The organism is Verrucomicrobiota bacterium, assembly GCA_034440155.1.
In the GTDB taxonomy this organism is placed as follows: domain Bacteria; phylum Verrucomicrobiota; class Verrucomicrobiia; order JAWXBN01; family JAWXBN01; genus JAWXBN01.
Map to the genome: position 1 here is coordinate 1 of JAWXBN010000027.1, position 18,387 is coordinate 18,387.

At 45.7% G+C, this 18,387-nt stretch carries 16 protein-coding genes; 2 read left to right on the forward strand and 14 right to left on the reverse strand.

Going from position 1 to position 18,387, the window contains the following annotated elements; genetic code table 11:
- The 11 genes from SGI98_02765 to SGI98_02815 all read right to left on the reverse strand — a co-directional run.
- Nucleotides 1-717, reverse strand: a 717-nt coding sequence (locus tag SGI98_02765; protein MDZ4742324.1) for a CRISPR-associated ring nuclease, incomplete at its 3' end; no start/stop codon positions are given.
- Nucleotides 718-829: 112 nt separating this feature from the next.
- Complete coding sequence (locus tag SGI98_02770; GenBank protein MDZ4742325.1) at nucleotides 830-1,630, reverse strand: hypothetical protein; 801 nt, start codon at nucleotides 1,628-1,630, stop codon at nucleotides 830-832.
- Nucleotides 1,627-2,778, reverse strand: a complete 1,152-nt coding sequence (cmr6, locus tag SGI98_02775; protein ID MDZ4742326.1) for a type III-B CRISPR module RAMP protein Cmr6 — start codon at nucleotides 2,776-2,778, stop codon at nucleotides 1,627-1,629. The genes SGI98_02770 and cmr6 overlap by 4 nt, the downstream gene beginning before the upstream one ends.
- Before the next feature lie 6 nt (nucleotides 2,779-2,784).
- Nucleotides 2,785-3,141, reverse strand: a complete 357-nt coding sequence (locus tag SGI98_02780; protein MDZ4742327.1) for a type III-B CRISPR module-associated protein Cmr5 — start codon at nucleotides 3,139-3,141, stop codon at nucleotides 2,785-2,787.
- 1 nt (nucleotide 3,142) lies between these two features.
- A complete protein-coding gene (gene cmr4 / locus SGI98_02785; protein ID MDZ4742328.1) occupies nucleotides 3,143-4,048 on the reverse strand; it encodes a type III-B CRISPR module RAMP protein Cmr4 in 906 nt (301 codons plus the stop codon).
- A gap of 50 nt (nucleotides 4,049-4,098) precedes the next feature.
- Nucleotides 4,099-5,289, reverse strand: coding sequence for a type III-B CRISPR module-associated Cmr3 family protein (locus SGI98_02790; GenBank protein ID MDZ4742329.1), 1,191 nt, complete (start codon nucleotides 5,287-5,289; stop codon nucleotides 4,099-4,101).
- Nucleotides 5,286-7,895, reverse strand: a complete 2,610-nt coding sequence (gene cas10 / locus SGI98_02795) for a type III-B CRISPR-associated protein Cas10/Cmr2 (protein ID MDZ4742330.1) — start codon at nucleotides 7,893-7,895, stop codon at nucleotides 5,286-5,288. The genes SGI98_02790 and cas10 overlap by 4 nt, the downstream gene beginning before the upstream one ends.
- Nucleotides 7,896-8,372: 477 nt before the next feature.
- Nucleotides 8,373-8,612 (reverse strand): hypothetical protein, encoded by a 240-nt coding sequence (locus tag SGI98_02800; protein MDZ4742331.1) that lies wholly within the window; start codon nucleotides 8,610-8,612, stop codon nucleotides 8,373-8,375.
- A complete protein-coding gene (locus SGI98_02805; protein ID MDZ4742332.1) occupies nucleotides 8,609-9,559 on the reverse strand; it encodes a hypothetical protein in 951 nt (316 codons plus the stop codon). The genes SGI98_02800 and SGI98_02805 overlap by 4 nt, the downstream gene beginning before the upstream one ends.
- A 1,076-nt stretch (nucleotides 9,560-10,635) precedes the next feature.
- Nucleotides 10,636-11,127, reverse strand: a complete 492-nt coding sequence (locus SGI98_02810) for a hypothetical protein (GenBank protein MDZ4742333.1) — start codon at nucleotides 11,125-11,127, stop codon at nucleotides 10,636-10,638.
- A gap of 58 nt (nucleotides 11,128-11,185) precedes the next feature.
- Nucleotides 11,186-11,914, reverse strand: a complete 729-nt coding sequence (locus tag SGI98_02815) for a DNA-directed RNA polymerase subunit alpha C-terminal domain-containing protein (protein ID MDZ4742334.1) — start codon at nucleotides 11,912-11,914, stop codon at nucleotides 11,186-11,188.
- A 572-nt stretch (nucleotides 11,915-12,486) separates the two neighbouring features.
- On the opposite strand from SGI98_02815, the gene SGI98_02820 reads away from it, so the two are divergent.
- On the forward strand, nucleotides 12,487-14,190 hold the full coding sequence (locus SGI98_02820) for a DEAD/DEAH box helicase family protein (protein ID MDZ4742335.1): 1,704 nt from the start codon (nucleotides 12,487-12,489) through the stop codon (nucleotides 14,188-14,190).
- A gap of 668 nt (nucleotides 14,191-14,858) precedes the next feature.
- On the opposite strand, the gene SGI98_02825 is transcribed toward SGI98_02820, so the two are convergent.
- Nucleotides 14,859-15,545, reverse strand: a complete 687-nt coding sequence (locus SGI98_02825) for a Sir2 family NAD-dependent protein deacetylase (GenBank protein MDZ4742336.1) — start codon at nucleotides 15,543-15,545, stop codon at nucleotides 14,859-14,861.
- A 353-nt stretch (nucleotides 15,546-15,898) separates the two neighbouring features.
- Between SGI98_02825 and SGI98_02830 the strand changes: the two genes are divergently transcribed.
- Complete coding sequence (locus SGI98_02830; GenBank protein ID MDZ4742337.1) at nucleotides 15,899-16,900, forward strand: WYL domain-containing transcriptional regulator; 1,002 nt, start codon at nucleotides 15,899-15,901, stop codon at nucleotides 16,898-16,900.
- A 400-nt stretch (nucleotides 16,901-17,300) separates the two neighbouring features.
- On the opposite strand, the gene SGI98_02835 is transcribed toward SGI98_02830, so the two are convergent.
- Both SGI98_02835 and SGI98_02840 read right to left on the reverse strand, forming a co-directional pair.
- Nucleotides 17,301-17,921 carry a hypothetical protein gene (locus SGI98_02835; protein ID MDZ4742338.1) on the reverse strand — a complete coding sequence of 207 codons (621 nt, stop codon included), beginning with the start codon at nucleotides 17,919-17,921 and terminating at the stop codon, nucleotides 17,301-17,303.
- The coding region (locus SGI98_02840; GenBank protein MDZ4742339.1) for a hypothetical protein at nucleotides 17,855-18,387 on the reverse strand (533 nt) is incomplete at its 5' end. The genes SGI98_02840 and SGI98_02835, both read right to left, overlap by 67 nt.

Sequence of the window (18,387 nt, forward strand, 5' to 3'; positions counted from 1 at the left end):
CCAGGTCAAATCTGCTTCTGACCATGTAGCCAAACATGAGAACGGGAGTACCGACAAACGTTCCCACGCCCCCGCAATGCGGTGTGACCGCTCGACAATGTGTTTTATATGTGTGCGAAAACTCTGGTCCGGAGTTTTTGCCAAACGGACATCTCCCTGCTCCTTCACAATATCCAATGGGTAATCGAAGGACAGTACAGACTTCATTTGAGGCCACCCTGATTCGGGTCCAAGACGAATCCAATGGAAATGACGATTTTTTAAGGAGTCACCAATTTGTTCTACCGTACTGGCTGGCTGTTTTCTTCCATTGTTGTCAGGATAAACAGCATCCGCCAAAACATGGAACACTTCGGCGGCCCCCAGTACGGCGGCGGCTTTTTGCATGGCGGCGGACATGGTCTTGAACCCCCCGGACAGACAGATATAACGATCCTTCGGCCGGGTTCTCGTGTCCAGAATCCATCGGTAAAGAACCTCCTCAAAATTGAAGTGATCGTGCTCACTGGTCAAATCAACGAAGTCTTCGACGCGGGTGATGTGTAATTTTACATGAGGATGACAGTCGGCAAACCAACTCAGGATAAAATCCACTTTTGTATTTTGCGTCGTGATGACATGAACAGAATCGAAGGCTGCTCCCTCAAGCAAGAATGCCTCTGGCACAATCGCCTGAGATTGACCAAGAGAAATGAGAAGGGAGGGGGAGCGATTCATTTAAATTACCATATGGTTTTCAGGCCTAGCTATTGTTTGATTATCTCGTCGGGGGGTGAGCAGAGGAATCGAAAGTTCGATGGCGGTGGCGATGATAAACCTGACAGAACTGTCAAATAATATCCTGCCATTTAACCTTTCCCAGATTCTTTCTGCCCTCCGCCAACACACTTCTCGCTTTTTCGAGAAACATAGAATCTTTTCCGGGAGCTGTAATCAGTAGACGAGGTTCTCCAGCGAGAGAAATCACTTTGAATTTGATTGGTGATGACTGGCGGCTAGGTTTAATGCCTCCGAATATTGTCTCATGGCCACCCAATGTATCAGATGCTGCCTCTCGCAAGTCACATGCCCTACTTCCCAATGATGCATCAGCCATGGCGCAAGGCTCCTTATAGCAAGATTCCTTGAGAAATATTTGAAGTGAACTTTTGTCGTGCGGCACCCAATCGCCAATGGGCCAAACACTTCCCGCCGCACGGTTGGAACGCAGTCCCAAGCAACCAAGAATCAACCAAAGTTTAACTGCCTTTTGCGCCTCATCCCAATGAGGTTTTGCGCAATTCGGCATACGGGTTAAAATCAGATTGAAGCCCTGATTGGGAGACATGGCGGATCTTGGCCCTGACTTCTTATGTGGCAGAATATCCGCAGAGGAAGTTTCGAGCTTTGATAAATCAAATTGAACAGTCAATTTGACCCTGCTGGCATTCCCTTCCCCCCCACTTGCCGACCCCCATATTTCATTCACATAATCCACCTTGGCAATATGCCGATGCCAAAACCGGATCATTCCGCGAACTGAGGCAGATCGCATCTCTGCTTTAGCTGTTTTAGCTGTTTTTGATTCCGCGCCCCCACAAAAGCAGGGTGTAAGGACAGTAAATGGATATTCGATAGTTTCAAGTTTCATTTGGGATACCACTCCATTTTGCGCAAGTCTTTGTAGTCTTTGCCTTCCGAGGTTTTTTTGAATTTTTCAAGCCACGAGGCATTTTCAGTTTTCTTGAGTTTTTCAATTTCTTGTTTCAAATTCTGCCATAAACCTTTTGAAGTCCTCATTTTTAAAATATTTTCAAAGCTTTTCTCATTATAGTCTGAGTCCATCTTGGCTTTATTCTCGGCTTGCTGCTTCTGCCTCTGATTTTTTTCCTCCGCTTGCTTTTGGGCTACAACGGCAATGAGCTTTGCTTCTTCTGCCTTTTCCTGCTGATGCTTTTGGTCATCTTGATTAGGCAGACGGAATTGCCCATACCCGGCAGCGACTTTTGCACCGATGCCGTATTGGGTGAGAGCTTCAGTCATCCAAGTTTTTGTCTGGTTCAATAAACTGACTGGGTCATCAGCTCCAGAACGAACATAAAACGGAAATACCCACATGCTTCCCGACGCAATAGTCAAAAAGGGATTAGGAGTTAATCGTTCCATATTCCTTCCATTTGCCTCTGTGTGCGGATTTACCAAATCAAGCTCAAGAATCGGCACACTTTTAGGAAATCCTCCAAGGAAAACAACTTCTCCAGCAGATTCACTACCCTCAGATGAATTGTCTCCAAAAATTTGAAACGCCATGTCTTTGCGTTTTTTGTCAGCATCCGAATGTTTCCCACTCTGTAATTTGTCCTGATTCTGTTCCCAACAGGCCCAAGTACTCAGCACCCCTTTCACGGCTGTGCCCGGAATCATCGGCAAACCTGTGGTCCGGTCCGTATAAAGCCCGACATTTTCAAGGACACATGCCCGACCCAAGTGCACCATTAGGCGAGTGGAGTTCACTAGTTCAATGCTACCGTAGCGGCTCTCATGTTGGGACTTAAGATGATCGAAATAGTTGAGCTTTGATTTGACGGCATCGGTGAGACAACTCGCTTGCTGTTCGGAATCATAGAACTTAATAGCATCTTTAAGACGATTCGCCTTGGTCTCATCTTGTTCACGTCCTCTGTCATCAAGGGTTATTCCATAATAGCATGAAAATTTATCGAGATACAGGCTCCACGAATCACAATTCTTGTCAGACAAAAGTGATTTCTCAATGGTAGATTGAAATGGCTTGATCATATAAACTCAAGATGCGAAACGTTTTAAATAGTTCAGGTATGCGAGGGCTTCCGCAGTGGCCCGCCGCAATTTTGTGGCGTCTCCAGATGCCAACTCCTCGGCCAATTCTCTCGGTAAAATTCTACCAGTGATTCTAATCTGTTCGTCCTTCAGATGGGCCGCTATGGCCTCGCAAATGAAATACTCACCCTTATGTTTTATCTCCCCATTTTTATTTTTCTCGCAAGAGAATGCTAGCGCCGCAAGTAATCCATCGATTTTGACCAAGGTCGAAAAGCCACTTAAAACATTCCCCTCTTTTTGCCCTTTTGCGATTTTTTGTCCTAAAGCGTTCCTCGCCCTGATTTGTGCCAGTGTTTGCATATTATTTGACCTCCAAAGCAGAGTGTTTGACAGAACATTGACCATGGCCGGTTGTTTCGTCACCGCCAATTTGAAGGACTTGTTTCTGGCCCAATAAGTCAACGAGGTGTTTGTCAGCTTCATCAATTGTGGTGCCAGTCCTGCGTGGGGGGAGCGTGGTGATAACCGAATAGAACAATGTTTCGCATGGAACATTTTCTTGGTTAAAGAGAGCCCCTTGGCTATTGGTTCTTGTTGAGGGATCAATGGCAATTCGCGTCACGACCTCAGTGCAAGTTTGCACGAAGTGTTGGAAGTTTTCGTCATGAACCACTGCCAAACAACTTTCTATCTTTCCAGTCCACAACGGATCGTCAGTAAGTGATTGTAATGCAGCAATAATCGATTTCGCGTCGCCCCCCTGATTTTTCAAGGCGTATTCCTCCAAAACAACCTGGTCACCGATTTTTAGTTCCGTCCCCGCGACAACCTGATCTTTTTCGACTTTTGGAATCTCGAATGTTTTTCCCGTATCTCGTTTAAAACGTTCCAAAGCCGCAGGACAGGTCAGCCAAGCAAAACATCCGGAAAGAGAGCGAACAGGGAAAGCCAGTATTTTTGCTTCCATAATCTGGACACAGCCGGCATTGGAGATTTCCTTGTTTTTATCGTCCTTCTCAACAGCCCCGAAAAGCAGTTTGGCTTCCTCGGGAATAATGATTTTGTTTCTCGCGTTTTCACCTGAGTCAAAGACTTCCCTCGCTCTTTGGAGCAGGACGCCTTTCAAGCTGGTGGCAGGAATGACGGGGAACCCGGTGATCCGTTCGCGCATGATCGGGAGATCAACCACGTCGACAGATGTGCCGCAGCCGACATGAAGCGGAGTGCGTGTGTAAAACGTGACAAGATGCTGTTTCATTTGACTCATAATTTATACCTTAGTGTTTGCTTGTTAAAGTTTTCAGACGTCTTTGGACGTCATTTGATGACCTCTGCCCTACCGCAAAATCCGTAACCGAAGCCCTTTTCCCCCTCGAAATCGGAGCGGGGTTTCCAGTGGAGAGCGGTGGTAAGCTTGCGGGCATCTTCCAGACTCTCGCATTTAAAGTAATAAACGGCTCCCGGTGCAACCGCCAAGCGGGTAGGTTTGGGATGTTCTCCCATCAGATCACGTCCGGAAATGGTCATCGGTTTACCAACACAATGACTGATCAGTTTTGCTTTGATCGGTTGTTTCTCACCGTTTTCGGTGAGTTGAAGCATGACATCACCATCTACAATCCAGCCCGGCATGTAGCCTCCGATGAAGATCGAGGGAGTGACCAGAACCCACTTGATCAGCCATGGTCCATTTTCTCTTAGTTTTACGGCTTCTGGCAGAACAGTCTTGTTACTCTCAAGGTTCTGTAGGCGTGCTAGTCGACGTTCACCTCCAAGAAGGAGCCATTGGAGCTTGGTGAATTCACCCGTTTCATCATTTTTGGGATTCTTGAGTATGGCTCGCGACCAGAGGCTTGTCTTTTCATCAAATCGCATGACGTTTGACGCATAAAGCTGTCCTTCAACAGATCCATAAGTCTCTGGTGATATTTCTACTCCGACACGATATTCCGCCTGCCAGAGGTCGCCAGTAGGGATTGGTTTCAAATCAATTGAGAAATCACCTTTCAAATATGCCTCGTATTGTTTGGTCGTCCACCAACCCGATTCTCCCGCTTTTTGAGGAGGAACAGGACTAACAGGAATATGTGTTAGTGGTTTGTCCACAGATGATTTTTCGAGGAGTTTTAAGGCTTCCTCCGGGATTTTATCTTTATTCCAGCACAGGTCCAGAGGGATCGGGAAAAGCAGTCCATAATCCTTATGCCATGGCAGAGGTCCTTGAAGTTGGAGTGACTGATATCGTGCAGAGGCAATCGTTTTTTGTTGCTGGTACTGGCTGAAATCCACATGTTCACCCCGGGGGGCATCTTTCGGACGACCTTGTTGATTGCGTCCCGTCACCGAAGTGCCAGAATCCAAATGGAGACTGGCGCGAAACGCCCCATGCATCGTCGAAGGGAGAGGAAGGCGGACACCGCCGCCCTGACCCTGACCCGCTGACATTGGGATAGCATCTCGGAAAAAAAGAATATCCGTCGGTTCAATAAGTAAATCCCTTGTGGTCATTCGTTCTCCTCTGCATTAGAAGTTTTTCCATCGGTACTTTGTCTTTTCATAAAAGCCCAGGCCATCCAAAAATGAATAAAGCTGGTCGGTGAAAGCTGTGCTTGAAGTGAATCAATCCAGTAGCGGGCTATCTTAGCATTATCGCGGTTTTCCTTGCTCTCATCACGACTCAGCACATGAACCAATTCATTGTAGAGAATTTCGCGAACGGTGGATTCATCGCAGCCATTGGAATTCCAATGTTTCATCCAACCTCCTTCGGATTCCTTTTCCACAGTGCATGCGAGCAGTGGCTTGATCAGTTGAAGGTATTTATAAACCGTTCGATTACTCATTGATCGAGTGGATAAATCTTCCCATACCGACCAGACGTTCCAGATTTTTTCATCTTTTGAATCAAATTTTGCTTTGAATTTCACAGCTTCGCCCGAACGTTTCATAACCTTGAGGCATAGGGCCCCTTTCCCATCAACTCCCTTGGCCGCAGTTTCTGCCTCGCGGGCGGCCTGAATAACATCCTGCATGGGGGAGTGAACATGACCGATCGCCACCCCGACTGAGGCCGTTGCCTGTTCACTCATGACCATTAAGGGCCAGTTGGGGCGTTGATCGTCCTTTTTTCCTGCATGCTTAATGCATTTGATAAATCCAGAGGCTGGATACTCAAAGAGTTCATACATGACTTTAGTCGCAGCCTGATGTTCTTCTCCCGAGGGGGCTTTCCCCTGAAACGCGAGAACAAGGGCTTGGGCGCAAGCTATCGCATTCTGAACCGGCACGATAGCCAGAACATCATCGCCCCCTGCATAAAAGAGCTGCCCTTTGAAAGCCCCGACAACCTGTCCGGCACAATAAAGGCCAAAGTTTGAAAGGGCCTCACTCAGAGCGGCGTGATAAGCCGGAGTCAAGGGACGGGAAAACTTCTTATCACCCTCTTTCCAATGGCTCTCAAAATACACTTTCGCTTCCTTTGACAGCAAGTCTTTCAGCTCAGGTGTTTTTGAGCCGGAAACCCATTCTCCCATCCCGTCCCCGTCCATGGCAATGACGGCATAATATGTGTCAGCATCATCTCCCTCTTCATTAATCGATTTATCGATCTGAGCAATTTCCGGAATTGATTCAAAGTTTGGTTTGCAGGTTTCCCATCCCAGATTGCCCCCCAAATACAATTTCGGCCAAAGTCTCTTGATAATCGAAATGGCCCCGTATTGTTGCTTCCCTTTGAAATCACCTTTGTCTCCACCATAAGCTATTCTGAGCGCATCACGGAAACTCTGGCATTCTTCCGCTGTGGATCCTCCCATGACTTCTTCACGTCCAGAGAGGTTGTCTTTGTCGAGGGTTCCTCCGTGCCAAGCGTTGAAATTACGGGCGTTTTTCGTTGCGGCGAACAGCCAATCAGTAATGGCGTAATGAAGAGGCCACCCAAGGGCATCGTTAGGTTTGGCACACCGAGAATCCATGTGTCCCAGAGTTTTTAATTTCTCCATCCACTTGATCGTTTGGCACAATGGATGCGACTCAAATCCACCTTCTAACGGTGGTATTCCCTTCTTTGCCTGTTCAATAACATGATCGAATGAATCCCAATCGTGAACCACGGCATCAATGACCGGGAAGCGTTTGGTCTGAAATTCCCAGTGAGCGTCCCATCCCACGCATTGTGCTCCTAGTTCCCCTTTAATATCTTCGTGTACAGATTCTGCGATTTCCGACCATGCGTCACGTATAGCTTTTTCGGCAACTGTCCTCATTTCTTCAGCACGACTCTTAGGTACCAAAGCCAGGAATCGGTTCGGTAAGCCGGGTATCAGCAATTCATCCGCAAATGAAGCGCGCATCTGAGTAGGCAGTAGGCCTTGCTTGTTCCAATGCCAATCTGCCAGAGGAACGCCCCTGAGATTTGGGAAGATAATCGCATCTGGTCCAACTGCATCGGCTATCGCCAGCATCCCTTGGGCGATGAGAAAGCTAAGTAGGTAACTCCCGCTCCAGAGATCCTGCATTTTTCGGGCCTGTTTGATGAAGTCTTGGACCGGCCCGATTTGTAACATTAAAAAAGCGCAACCGTCCTGGCAGTTGGAAAAGGCACTAACCAGGCCGTTGTGTTGCCATATACTGTGATCTGGAATACGTGTGTCAGAGGGCAGATAGGCATGAATGCCATTTTTCTCTCTTGCCGCAATTTCCGGCCACTGTCTCCAAACCCGGAAGTACTTTTTTTTCCAACCTTCCGGTGTATCCGGCAAATCACCAATGGTACAACCTTTCAATGCTATTGTGAGTTGTTCCTCTGCCAATATTTCTGTGGATGGGGGATTTAAAGGTTTATATACCTCTCCGCTCAGAGGGTGCTTGATCGCGAAATCTGCCTCTTTCCAATCCGAGGTGAGCTGAGATTTTTTCCAATCAGGGAATATGAACCGGTCCGCTGCCGCTGCCCAATGATCGTCCACGCGCTCGAACAGCAATTTAAACTCCTCTTCATTGAACCCAGACTCAAGAAACAGGGATTTACGATAATCTTCATGGCCTTGAATTTTAAAGGCCTTGAAAGGAGGATCGTGAAGGTAGGCGGCGAGTTTGGATTTCCAGTCAGTCATAATAAAATAAAGTTAGCGGTGATTAAGGAATAAGGGGAGAATTGGAACGTCTCGTGACGTCCGAGCCGAATTTTGATCGAAAAATCAGGTGGCATACGACATTCATTAGCATTAACTTTTTTTGAGGCAAGGTAGATCGTGAAATTTTTTATTGTCAACACTCCTAATATTATAAACGATACCTCAGACATTTATTGGGGATATCGCCAAAACAGTTAAAAAACTAACTCTTCTCCAGAAATCTTCGGGGAAGCCGAGATGTCTATAGAATCATGTTCAATCTCTAAAGGAGACACCAAGTCGTTATTAAATATCAACTCCCCGCTTTTTGCTCACCTCGGGGGCTGTCAATTCCTCCATGATCAACATCCGCGGCGCTTCCCGTTTAAACTCAAGATTATCTTGTCTTTTCTTCATCTTCTCATTCTCGCTCGTCATGAGAATCTCATGTCTCCAACAATCCTACTATAGATTATTTTATACGTCCGAAGTTATCGAGTCCGTCAGGGCGGCGGCATCACCCCCTAGTTCAGGTGGCCAGCAGGATAAATCATCGGGTGTATTAAAGGTGGCATGGATTCGTTCTAGTTCTTTCATGCGTTCATCATAGGGCAAGCGTGCCCAGTCGGCCTTTTCTTGTCCAAGTTCACGCTCAAGGAGTTCATAGTATTCCTCAGGCAGCGATATATCCTGATTGACGATTGGTTTGTCATTCATGGCAATATCAGCTCCTGCGCGGGCTGAACAAATCCCATCTCCGAGTCAGTGACAGAAAGAAGCATCCGAGTTTCATCACATCCCATACTATAAACCCTTTTGCGTTCTCCCGGAGCATCAAGAGGTGCTACTGGCAGGGAGTATTCACGAGCTGCATTTAAAACGCGATGGTGTTGGATATCAAAAGACTCGCTCGTCGGCCATCTACCCACTGAATCCTTTTGCCAACGCCGATAAAATGATTTCCACTCTGTTTGGTATATCTGATAACGTAAACGATTCACTCTCTCCCACAAATTCTTTTCAATGATAAGTAACCTTTCCAAGACAATATCATTGGATTCTTCGATCCGTCCGAGTAAGGGGCGTTTTTTCACCAAATCCTGCCTCTGATCTCCAGTCAGACTAGGCCAAGCTTTTCGCAGGACGGGAATGTCACGAAGATGCAATAATCCCTCATGACTACCAGAGAACCAATCCTGTGCCGCTAGGCTATTGACAAAGGGCCAATCCTTTTCACGATCTGTTTTTTTCATGGCCGCCACGGTAGAACGGGATGCAATGGAGCCTGTTTCCCTCAGCCACAAACCACTGTCCACCCTTGGAGGTTTGCCAAAGAAATCCAGATGCTCTTCAGGTGAGAGAGCATGACTCCAAATAGCAAGATGGCTCGTCCATCCACCAAGGTGATACTGTCTGTCCAGAGGTGCGCCGAAAATCCCCCGGTAAGAAATGCGCCAATTGGCACCCGTGAGTCCTTTCTCCTGGTGACACAGGAGAGCAACCAGTTTCTCAAACTCGTCGGGATGAATGATCCAGTCGGTGTCCTTGGTCGTCTCCTGAATACCATACTCCACACACGCCATCCCCGAGGTCAGCAAAGCCCTTACCCCCTGCTCTTTGAGTAGGTCGCGAAAGATGCGGTAAAACTGGAGGGGAGTAGTCATTCGTGATTGATTCCTTTGCGAAAGATCCTCAGTTTCCGAGTCATTTGAGAATCTTCTGGACTAATTTTTCAGGTGTCACCCAGCCTCATTGAGAATTGATGTCTCGTTTAGTTTTATTCCATAGCCTTTCAGTCAGACACAATGTACTCAGAAACCCGGCTCCGTCTCTTTAGTCAATGGTCTTTCAATAGCATTAGCCACTATTGATGCAAGGTTAAATTTTGTCATTTCAATTTCCTATGTAAACTCCATATTCAACAACCAAAAAACTCTTCTGAGATTATTGAATATTTTTCCCTTTCCAGCAAAACAATCACTCATCCAATGACCCGTCATCATCGTCTGGCAAGACATAAACGGGTTGTGAATTATAACGGCTGCCGAGTCCGTACGGATTATTGATACTTTCGGAGGAATACCGGCTGCCGTATCTCCCATAAGGATTTGATGTGCTATCTGCATCATACGGATTTGAACTCAGTTTTCCCCGGTAATTCCCCTTACTGTCATAGAGTTTTGGAGCATCCGTAGTATAAGGGTTTCTCCAAGACTTAGAGCTATATTTGACTGTAAGGATTCATTAATCCGTCAGCCTTGTACGGGCTCCCAGCACCATAGGGATTCTCTACAGAATCCTGTTTGTATGTTCCAAGGGTGGGATTCATATAGATCGCCCCCAAAGTCTCATCGGAATCTACTAATCCTCTCCTCTGAGAGCCCCCAAGCGGGCTGAAGGTTGGACTCCCCAGGTCTGATCAATACTCATCCTGGGCGATAACCACTGATAATGTAAGGGACGCACAGGTTAAAATCAAAACAGCGTGAAAGGAATAAGGATTCATTGTGATTTATCCTTTGTGTTAAAATCTATTGTAACATCTGAAATTAAACTCTCAATTTCGAGTTTGTAGGGTTTAAGACACTCCACGATCGTAAACCCTGATACTGCGGCTATTAATGCATCCGCAGATTTAGTCATGACATAATCCCCTATGATTTTCGTAATCCGAGAATAAACCTCATCCTTGTCCCCATACAAGTATATCAATTTGATCAGGATCAATACCTTCTCATTCTCAACATATGACGGGAAGATATTTTTTAGTAAATAATTTCTCCAATTTATCCAACTGAAAGACCTGATGATAAGGCAAGTCAAGTATCTTATTATGAAGAAGGTTTCTCAGGAATTCATAATCACCAAATGTTTCTTCGTTGGAGTTTCTATTCACTTTACATTGTATCACTTCCCCTAGCGCTGCTGCCGGCCTTGGCCCCGGTGGTGTTCCTAGCCCAGGTGGTGCTGCTGGGCATGGTGGGGCTGCCTGCATTGTAGGCATGGCTGCGGCGATCATAAATTTAACTCTAGTCTTTGATGATTGTGGTGTAAACACAGGCTGGTACAGATGATCCTGGGCAATTGGCTGTTTATTTTTTGTATTCCACGCCACAAATGCCGTCTGTTTAGTCAGAATATTGACTGATTTAGATAATTCGACCGCCTGATCATCCAAACCTAACCGGGATAAAACATTTAATCTATTTTTTGCCCAGTGCAGCTTTGGCATGAGTGATGATGAGAGATGGATCTTACTTTCGATCAGTAATTCCTGATGATCTTTCGTTTTAATTCTGGCTCTTCGGGATTTCGAGTGGAATGTCCGGATGCTGCTCCCCTTCCTCCATGTCTTTCAAAATGAAGTGAATCATGTGTTTTTCATCGTCATTGTACGGGTGCGTCAGAGGTTCATACCCATCATCCAAAAGGGATTCCATGCTCTGTGTTTTGAAGGGACAACGGGTCATCATCCTTTGGACATTGCCCCGGAATTCTAGACCATAATCATACAGCAGCATAATGAGTTCCATAATGCTCTTTAAGCCCATATTCCGGCTGGAGGCCAAATCCTCGATTCTCAACATTGATAAATCCTTCAATGTATTGATATTGCTGCGGATCATCCAATTCTGAGTCCGGACACTGACTTCCTCAATATCAGCAAGTGGTAATTGCCAATATTCCTTATAATATCTCATACGACGAGTCTCCTTTTGTTGCTCGGGTTGATTCACTTCTTGGAGATCATCAGGGGGAATTTCCATCACCCCAATCTCCACGTGTGAGCTTGAGAGACTCCCTTGCGTACCCCCTTCAAAGTATGACTCGTAAAGTGATCCCACCTGATTTAGACACGTCTCACAAACCATCCCTAATTCATCATCAGGAACTTCAAATGTCGGATATACTATCATCGTTTGCTTGGGCTGTCCGGTGAGGGTATTAATGATTGCCCTACATTTGACTTTTACGATTCTTTCTGAAATCGCTACGTAAACGACTGTTTCGATCATCATACTCAATCTCCTTTTGTTTGATTGTCATGCCTCACCTACCAACAATGATGAGTCTGTCCAAACTCATGATATTCAGGAGCCGATTCTTTTGTTATATCACCCTTATCAATCCCTATCGTAAAAGATATTTTTTTAATGAAAAATTACTCCCCTGAAATCAGAGCTGAAAACTTCGTCAGTTCTTGATGTTGGTGACAGGTTAAATCCACTATTCCAGCTTTGGAGAGTCTTTTACCCGAGGGTTCAGATCAAGGCATACGCGTCCACAATATTCCTGCCAAAGTCTAGTGTATTACTTGATCGTAAAACTCGCCGACTCCACCGTCTCCCTCCATGCACAGTTCCAATAATCCCCCCACTCTTCAGTCTCCATCCGTCACGTCCTAACATGGTCCATAGCCCGTCTTTACAAAGCTAATCAAGTAACACTCGGAGTTGGCCCCTCTGTGTGTGATAATATAATAGTCTAACCGGTATTAATTGCACATAATCGTAGATGCGCCCCTTTAGCCCCACAAGGTCCGGTCAAAATCTTATGGCTAATCCACTCCGATCTAACTAGCCTTTGTCTCATGGCTCAATGGGTATACAACCGTACACCGGAACACTGTGATCCGTCTGAACGGGATACTGCCGACATCCTTGCGCGACTCGATGATCAATGGATCATTCGTTGGGGTTTCTATTATAAAGATGATAGAGGCCAGTCGCGAGAGGGGGATTTTCTCATCTGCGGCCCCAATGGACATGTTCTCGTTCTCGAAAACAAGGGAGGAACTCTTCGCTATTTGCAAACCACGGGGGATCACGAGGACACTGACGAAAGAGATCACCCTATGGTGCAGCTGGATCGTGAATGGCAATCCGTCATTGATCGACTCCGTGACCAGTCATCAGGACGGGAGATGCCTTTTATCGGGAAAGTCTTGTGCCTCTGCAATGTCACGATTTCCACGGGAGATACGGAATATCAGGGCATTAATCGTGGGTGCATTATTGACCGTCAGGATTTGAAGCAGTTAGGGGAATGGTGGCGAACGAACATGAACCGATCAGCTCGCAATGCCCGTGAAAGCCGGGAGATTTTTATGGATGCCTACGCACCTGGACTTCAATCGCAGTCTCAGAAGCACTTTATTACAGAGACAGACCGGATTATTGAACGTCATACCACGGGGAATTATGTAATATTGGATATGATTACCGAAAACCGCCAGATATTCATTCAGGGCGGCTGTGGGAGTGGAAAAACATGGTTAGCCTTGGAACAAGCTCGGCGCTGGGCAACCGAAGGTTCGGGCAGACATGTCCTCCTGCTTTGTTTTAATCTAGCCCTTCTGGAAATGCTCGAAGGTCTGGTGTGTCGACTGAAAATCAAAACCGGGAAAATTACCGTCAGGAGCTACGAGGGACTGGCACGCGAATTAATAGACAAAGCCGGACTGGGCTATGAACGTCCGGTGGGGGGTAAGGCAGAACAGAACAAATTCTTCACAGAGGTGGTTCCCGAGTACCTTTTGGATATTTGTCGCGATCCGACATTCCGTCCTGAATACGATGCCCTGATTGTAGACGAAGCCCAAGATCATGACACCTCCTTTGGTCAGACCATGAATAAACCAGACGAACCTGGCTGGTGGGGAATTTATATGTGCCTTCTCAAGGAAGGCTCATCATCGCGTATCGCCCTTTTTTACGATCCTGCCCAGAGATACTTTTATTGTCCTGAATCGTTTGATATTGGACGACTGGTAAAGTTATTCACGCAACCCGCACTGATCTCTCTCCGAGAAACTTTACGATATACTCGTCCCTTGGCTGTCTTTTTAAACGGTCTGATCCATGAGGATTTGAAGGAGTTCGCCGGCAGAATTCATGTCCATCCATCCCTACCAACCGGACCGAAAATTCAAATAACCCCACACACCGCTGAGAATGACGAAGAGTCCCTTGTCTCTGGCATTATTGAACAATGGATTTCCTCCGGACTATGTCGGGCGGAACAAGTCCTGATCCTTTATCCGAATCCTCACAGCATGCCTTCGTGGTTAAACCAAACCACTTTGGGGAAATGGCCTCTTTCCACGGTGGTGAATAGGATCATGGGGCACGTCGGCCATCTGAGTGTCCACAAGGCCAAGGGCCTCGACAGTCTCGGGGTCATCCTACTTGGCTTCAAATCGTTTGAGAAACTCACATCGCGAGGAGAGCGTATTTCTTACTTCATGGGGGCCAGTCGCGCCCGCCAGCTTCTTGCCATTGTGCCAAGAGCTTAATATCCTCATCTTTACCTCCCCGGGTCTGCGAAATGTCCACAAGCACGGAGTTAAAATAGCACTGAATGTCAGAGGACTTGCTCGAGGGCGGCCCCTAGGAAGAAAATCATTAGTGGAATGATACCACCACCGCCGCAAATTTATTTATTCACTAAATACTCGGTTCTGCCACTTGAATCCCGGACTGTCCTCCTTGAACCATCCTTTGAAATAGTGGCTCTTTGCCTGCCTGAACTGTCTCGAACGCTTGTCAATTGGTCATCGTCATGCGTTTGAGCAATAGTTCTCCCTGATGCATCCCTGTAAGTCATACTCGACCCCGACTTTTGACCCGTGGCCACCGTTCTTCCCGAGGAATCCCTAATCACTACACGACCCCCGTCTTTTTTTACCTGATATTGTGTTCTCCCACTGGAATCCCGGATCACGGTACTCTCTCCGTTTTGATCCGACCGTGAGACAGTTCTACCAGAGCTATCTCTCATCGTGGCATCATGACAGGTCATGGTCTGTGACATAATGACAACATCCAGATCATCTTCTGCACGGACCATTTTCGGTGAGAATATAATCACCACAAATAAAAACGTGAGTGCAAGTTGAGAATATTTCAGGTCAGTGTGACTTAGCGAAATCATTTTGCATTTCATAAAGTTTGAGACGAAAGATTAAGAACCTCTATTCAAAAGAATATTCTGGAGTTCTATGGTTCCTTCTACCGCTCCTTTGGCAATATGGGTCACCCCTGATTTTCTGTAAACTGCCTCAGGATCAATCACATAAACCGGAATCCCTCCTCTTAGGTAATTCACCAATCCTGCTGCTGGATGAACTTGCATGGAGGTTCCCACGATTACAAATATATCCGCTGATTTAACGATTTTCGCCGCTTTTGGCATTTCATCAACAGATTCCCCAAACCAGACAATATGAGGTCGCAGTAGATAACCTTTTGGGCAAAAGTCCCCTTTCTTAAGTTCCCACCCTACTATATCGTAAACCTCTTCTCCCGGCCCGGTACTCCTAGACTTTCTTAATTCCCCATGGAGGTGTAGGATTTGGGTGCTCCCGGCTCTCTCATGTAGGTCATCGACATTCTGGGTAATGATCTGAACATCAAAATCCCTCTCAAGGTCAGCAAATATCTTATGTGCCCCGTTCGGGTGACATTCCAAAAGTTTCTTCCGTCTCTCATTATAAAACTTCAAAACCAACTCTTGATCCTTCATCCAACCATCGGGACTCGCTAATTGTGTTACGTCATACTTCTCCCATATCCCGCCCATCCCCCGGAAAGTAGGAATCCCGCTCTCAGCACTCACTCCAGACCCACTTAAGATAACTAGATTTTTCATAGGATATACTTATTCGTAATCAGGCTAGACCAAAACAGTGTAATTTCTAATTCTCTTTGGATTCGTGAATGGGTCGAATAGCATAAGACAGTTCCTCAATATGTCTTTAAAATTTGTAAACAGTATTTTCTTATCTTACCTCAAACGATTTCCTCTGGTTTTTCTGACGGTAAGTTTTTCAGTGTTTAATCCCGTGGCACTACACCACTCATGCACGATTCCGATAAATGAAATAGCCATAAAAAGATAGACGATAATAATAAACATAGGAGGATTATATCACACCCATCAGACAATGGCGGACTAACCCCTATTTTCTTTACATATCAGAATAAACTTATTTAATACCCCCTATGAAAGTAACCAAACATTCCCTCCTGAGCCGCCCACCCCTTGAACGAATGATATTACTTCATAATCTCATGCGGGAGAATAAGTTCCCTAATTGTCGTAGTCTCTCAGAACAAGTCGAGGTCAGTGAAAAAACAATCCAGCGAGATATTGATTTCATGAAAGACCGGATGAATCTCCCCATAGAATATGACCAACACCGGTATGGCTATTATTATTCAAAACCAGTTGCAGCATTTCCGACCATGCATATCACAGAAGGCGAGATGGTTTCCCTCTTCATCGCCCGTAAAGCGATGGAGCAATATAAAGGTACCCAGTACGAAAAACCCCTTAAAGTCGCCTTTGAGAAGATTTGTGGTAATCTCAGCGATTACATCTCCTTCTCCTGGGATGATCTGGACGCCGCTGTTTCATTTAAGCCAATGGGTAAATGTGAAATTAATGAACAGATATTCTTAAAAGTCACAAAATCTATCCTCGAACGCCGCATCCTTAAATTTGAATACAAAAAGATCGGTTCATCCAGATTTGAAAAACGTATTGTCCATCCGTATCACACGGCCTGTATTGATAACCAATGGTATATGTTCGCCTTTGATCCAGACCGTGACGATATCCGCACCTTCAGTTTAAGTCGCTTTAAGTCCGCTGAAAACCTCACCAAGAAGTTTGTCCCAAAGGAATTCTCCTTGGCCAACCATCTTAAAGACAGCTTTGGTGTCATGAAGAATTCAAAAGGTAAAAGCCATAGGGTTAGGGTCGAGTTTGATGATTGGGCGGCACAAGTCGTTAAAGAGAGAAACTGGCATCCTTCCCAATTTGTAACAGAACTTGATCATGGCCGAGTGGAAGTCGCACTCACACTCTCCGACCTCACGGAAGTGACCCGCTGGGTCCTCAGTTGGTGTGGACATGCCAAAGTAATAGAACCACGGGAACTCCGGGATGAAGTAAAAAAAGCCGCACAAAAGATTTTGAAGAGTTCAATCACCCGCCGCTGATGTATCTGGAATTTTTCTATGGAGACTATATCCCTATGATACTGAGGCATTGCTTTTGTTTGATGATCCCTTGAATGCTTAAACTGACAAATAATATTGTTTCCATGATGTCATTTTTGAGGTGAAACCCGGTACGCACAGATTCAGGTGTAATAGAATCCCCGTAAAGTCCGATCTCCCTGTCAAAATACACCAAAGGGCAAATGGCTAAACGTGACATGACAGCCAGCCATTGCGCATGGAATTGGTAGAGTTCACCTCTATGCCCATATTTTATTGAGTCCTAAGGATCGGATATCCATGGCTCCCTTATGAGGGAAGAAATGGTCGAAACCAAATCCTCAGGCATAGTATAGAAAATACTCCTTTCAAATTCTTCTCGTTTTTCTGGGATGAATTCTTACCTAATACTAACAGCCCTTTGATCACACTTCCCCCTCAATTTCACCCACTCGAAATCCCGAAGAGCCACATTTATAATTACCCCTTTAATATCTCTTTCTATTGCCGCAACTACAATAGCATGTCTTTTTCCTCCAGAATTATCGACAATCACAATACCCCCCTTACCTTCATCAACATCTTTTGCGATGTTATCTATATTGCTAGACAATGATTTTGATTTAATTCCAAAATCTTGTAATAATTTTTGAGCTTCAGATTGGTTCATGCCTCCTGTAATAAGGTCATTTTCACCTTCTGCGGCACATCTTTGATTAATGGCATAGTCTAGAAGTTGCTTTTCTGTTGGTTGATCTGTGCCAAATAGACTATTTAGTTTTACGGAGACTAATTTGTCATATCTAGCCGCCAAAAAGAGCAATGTTCGGCATGATTCAATATTGCAATTTCCATACGATTGTTTTCCAAGATGAATTTTTGACGTTATATCTAATCTGTCATTTAATTGCCTTTGCCTCTCCTCTTCCAGACGTTTGGCTTCAGCTTCCTTATTTAGAACGTCATGTTTTTCAAATCTCTGTAAGCCGCCGTCTCCTTTTGAATCAAAGTTATATTGCACATAGTATTCTCCTCAACGATCGTCCTCTGGGCATTGCCTTGTGGATCAATGTATATTTGTTCGTCAGAATGCCATGTGCCATCGACTTTGGTTCGCGTGATCCAAATATTTTGACTCCCATCGGCATTAGTGACCTGTCCTGTCCGAGTGGGATCCACCCGACTTGGTTGAACGGTATCGCTATATTGTCGGTAGGGTTGAAGCTTGTTATAATATCCACTCCAATCAGTCGGTGTTTTGTTCCCGACCCCTACTGCATCTGTAGCGCTTTTCGGCGGCACTGATATTGGCTCTTTCTTTACTAAAAACCCACTCGTATCTTCAGGGCTTAATATTCCGTCCAGACTTCCACTCGAAGGTACTTGAATGACCGGGCCGGACTGCGGGTTCCTATTCCCTTCTGCCCAGTAACTCCTTTTTGTTTCAAAGAACAATTTGCTCGGGGCTTTGGAAGGCAATAAAGCAC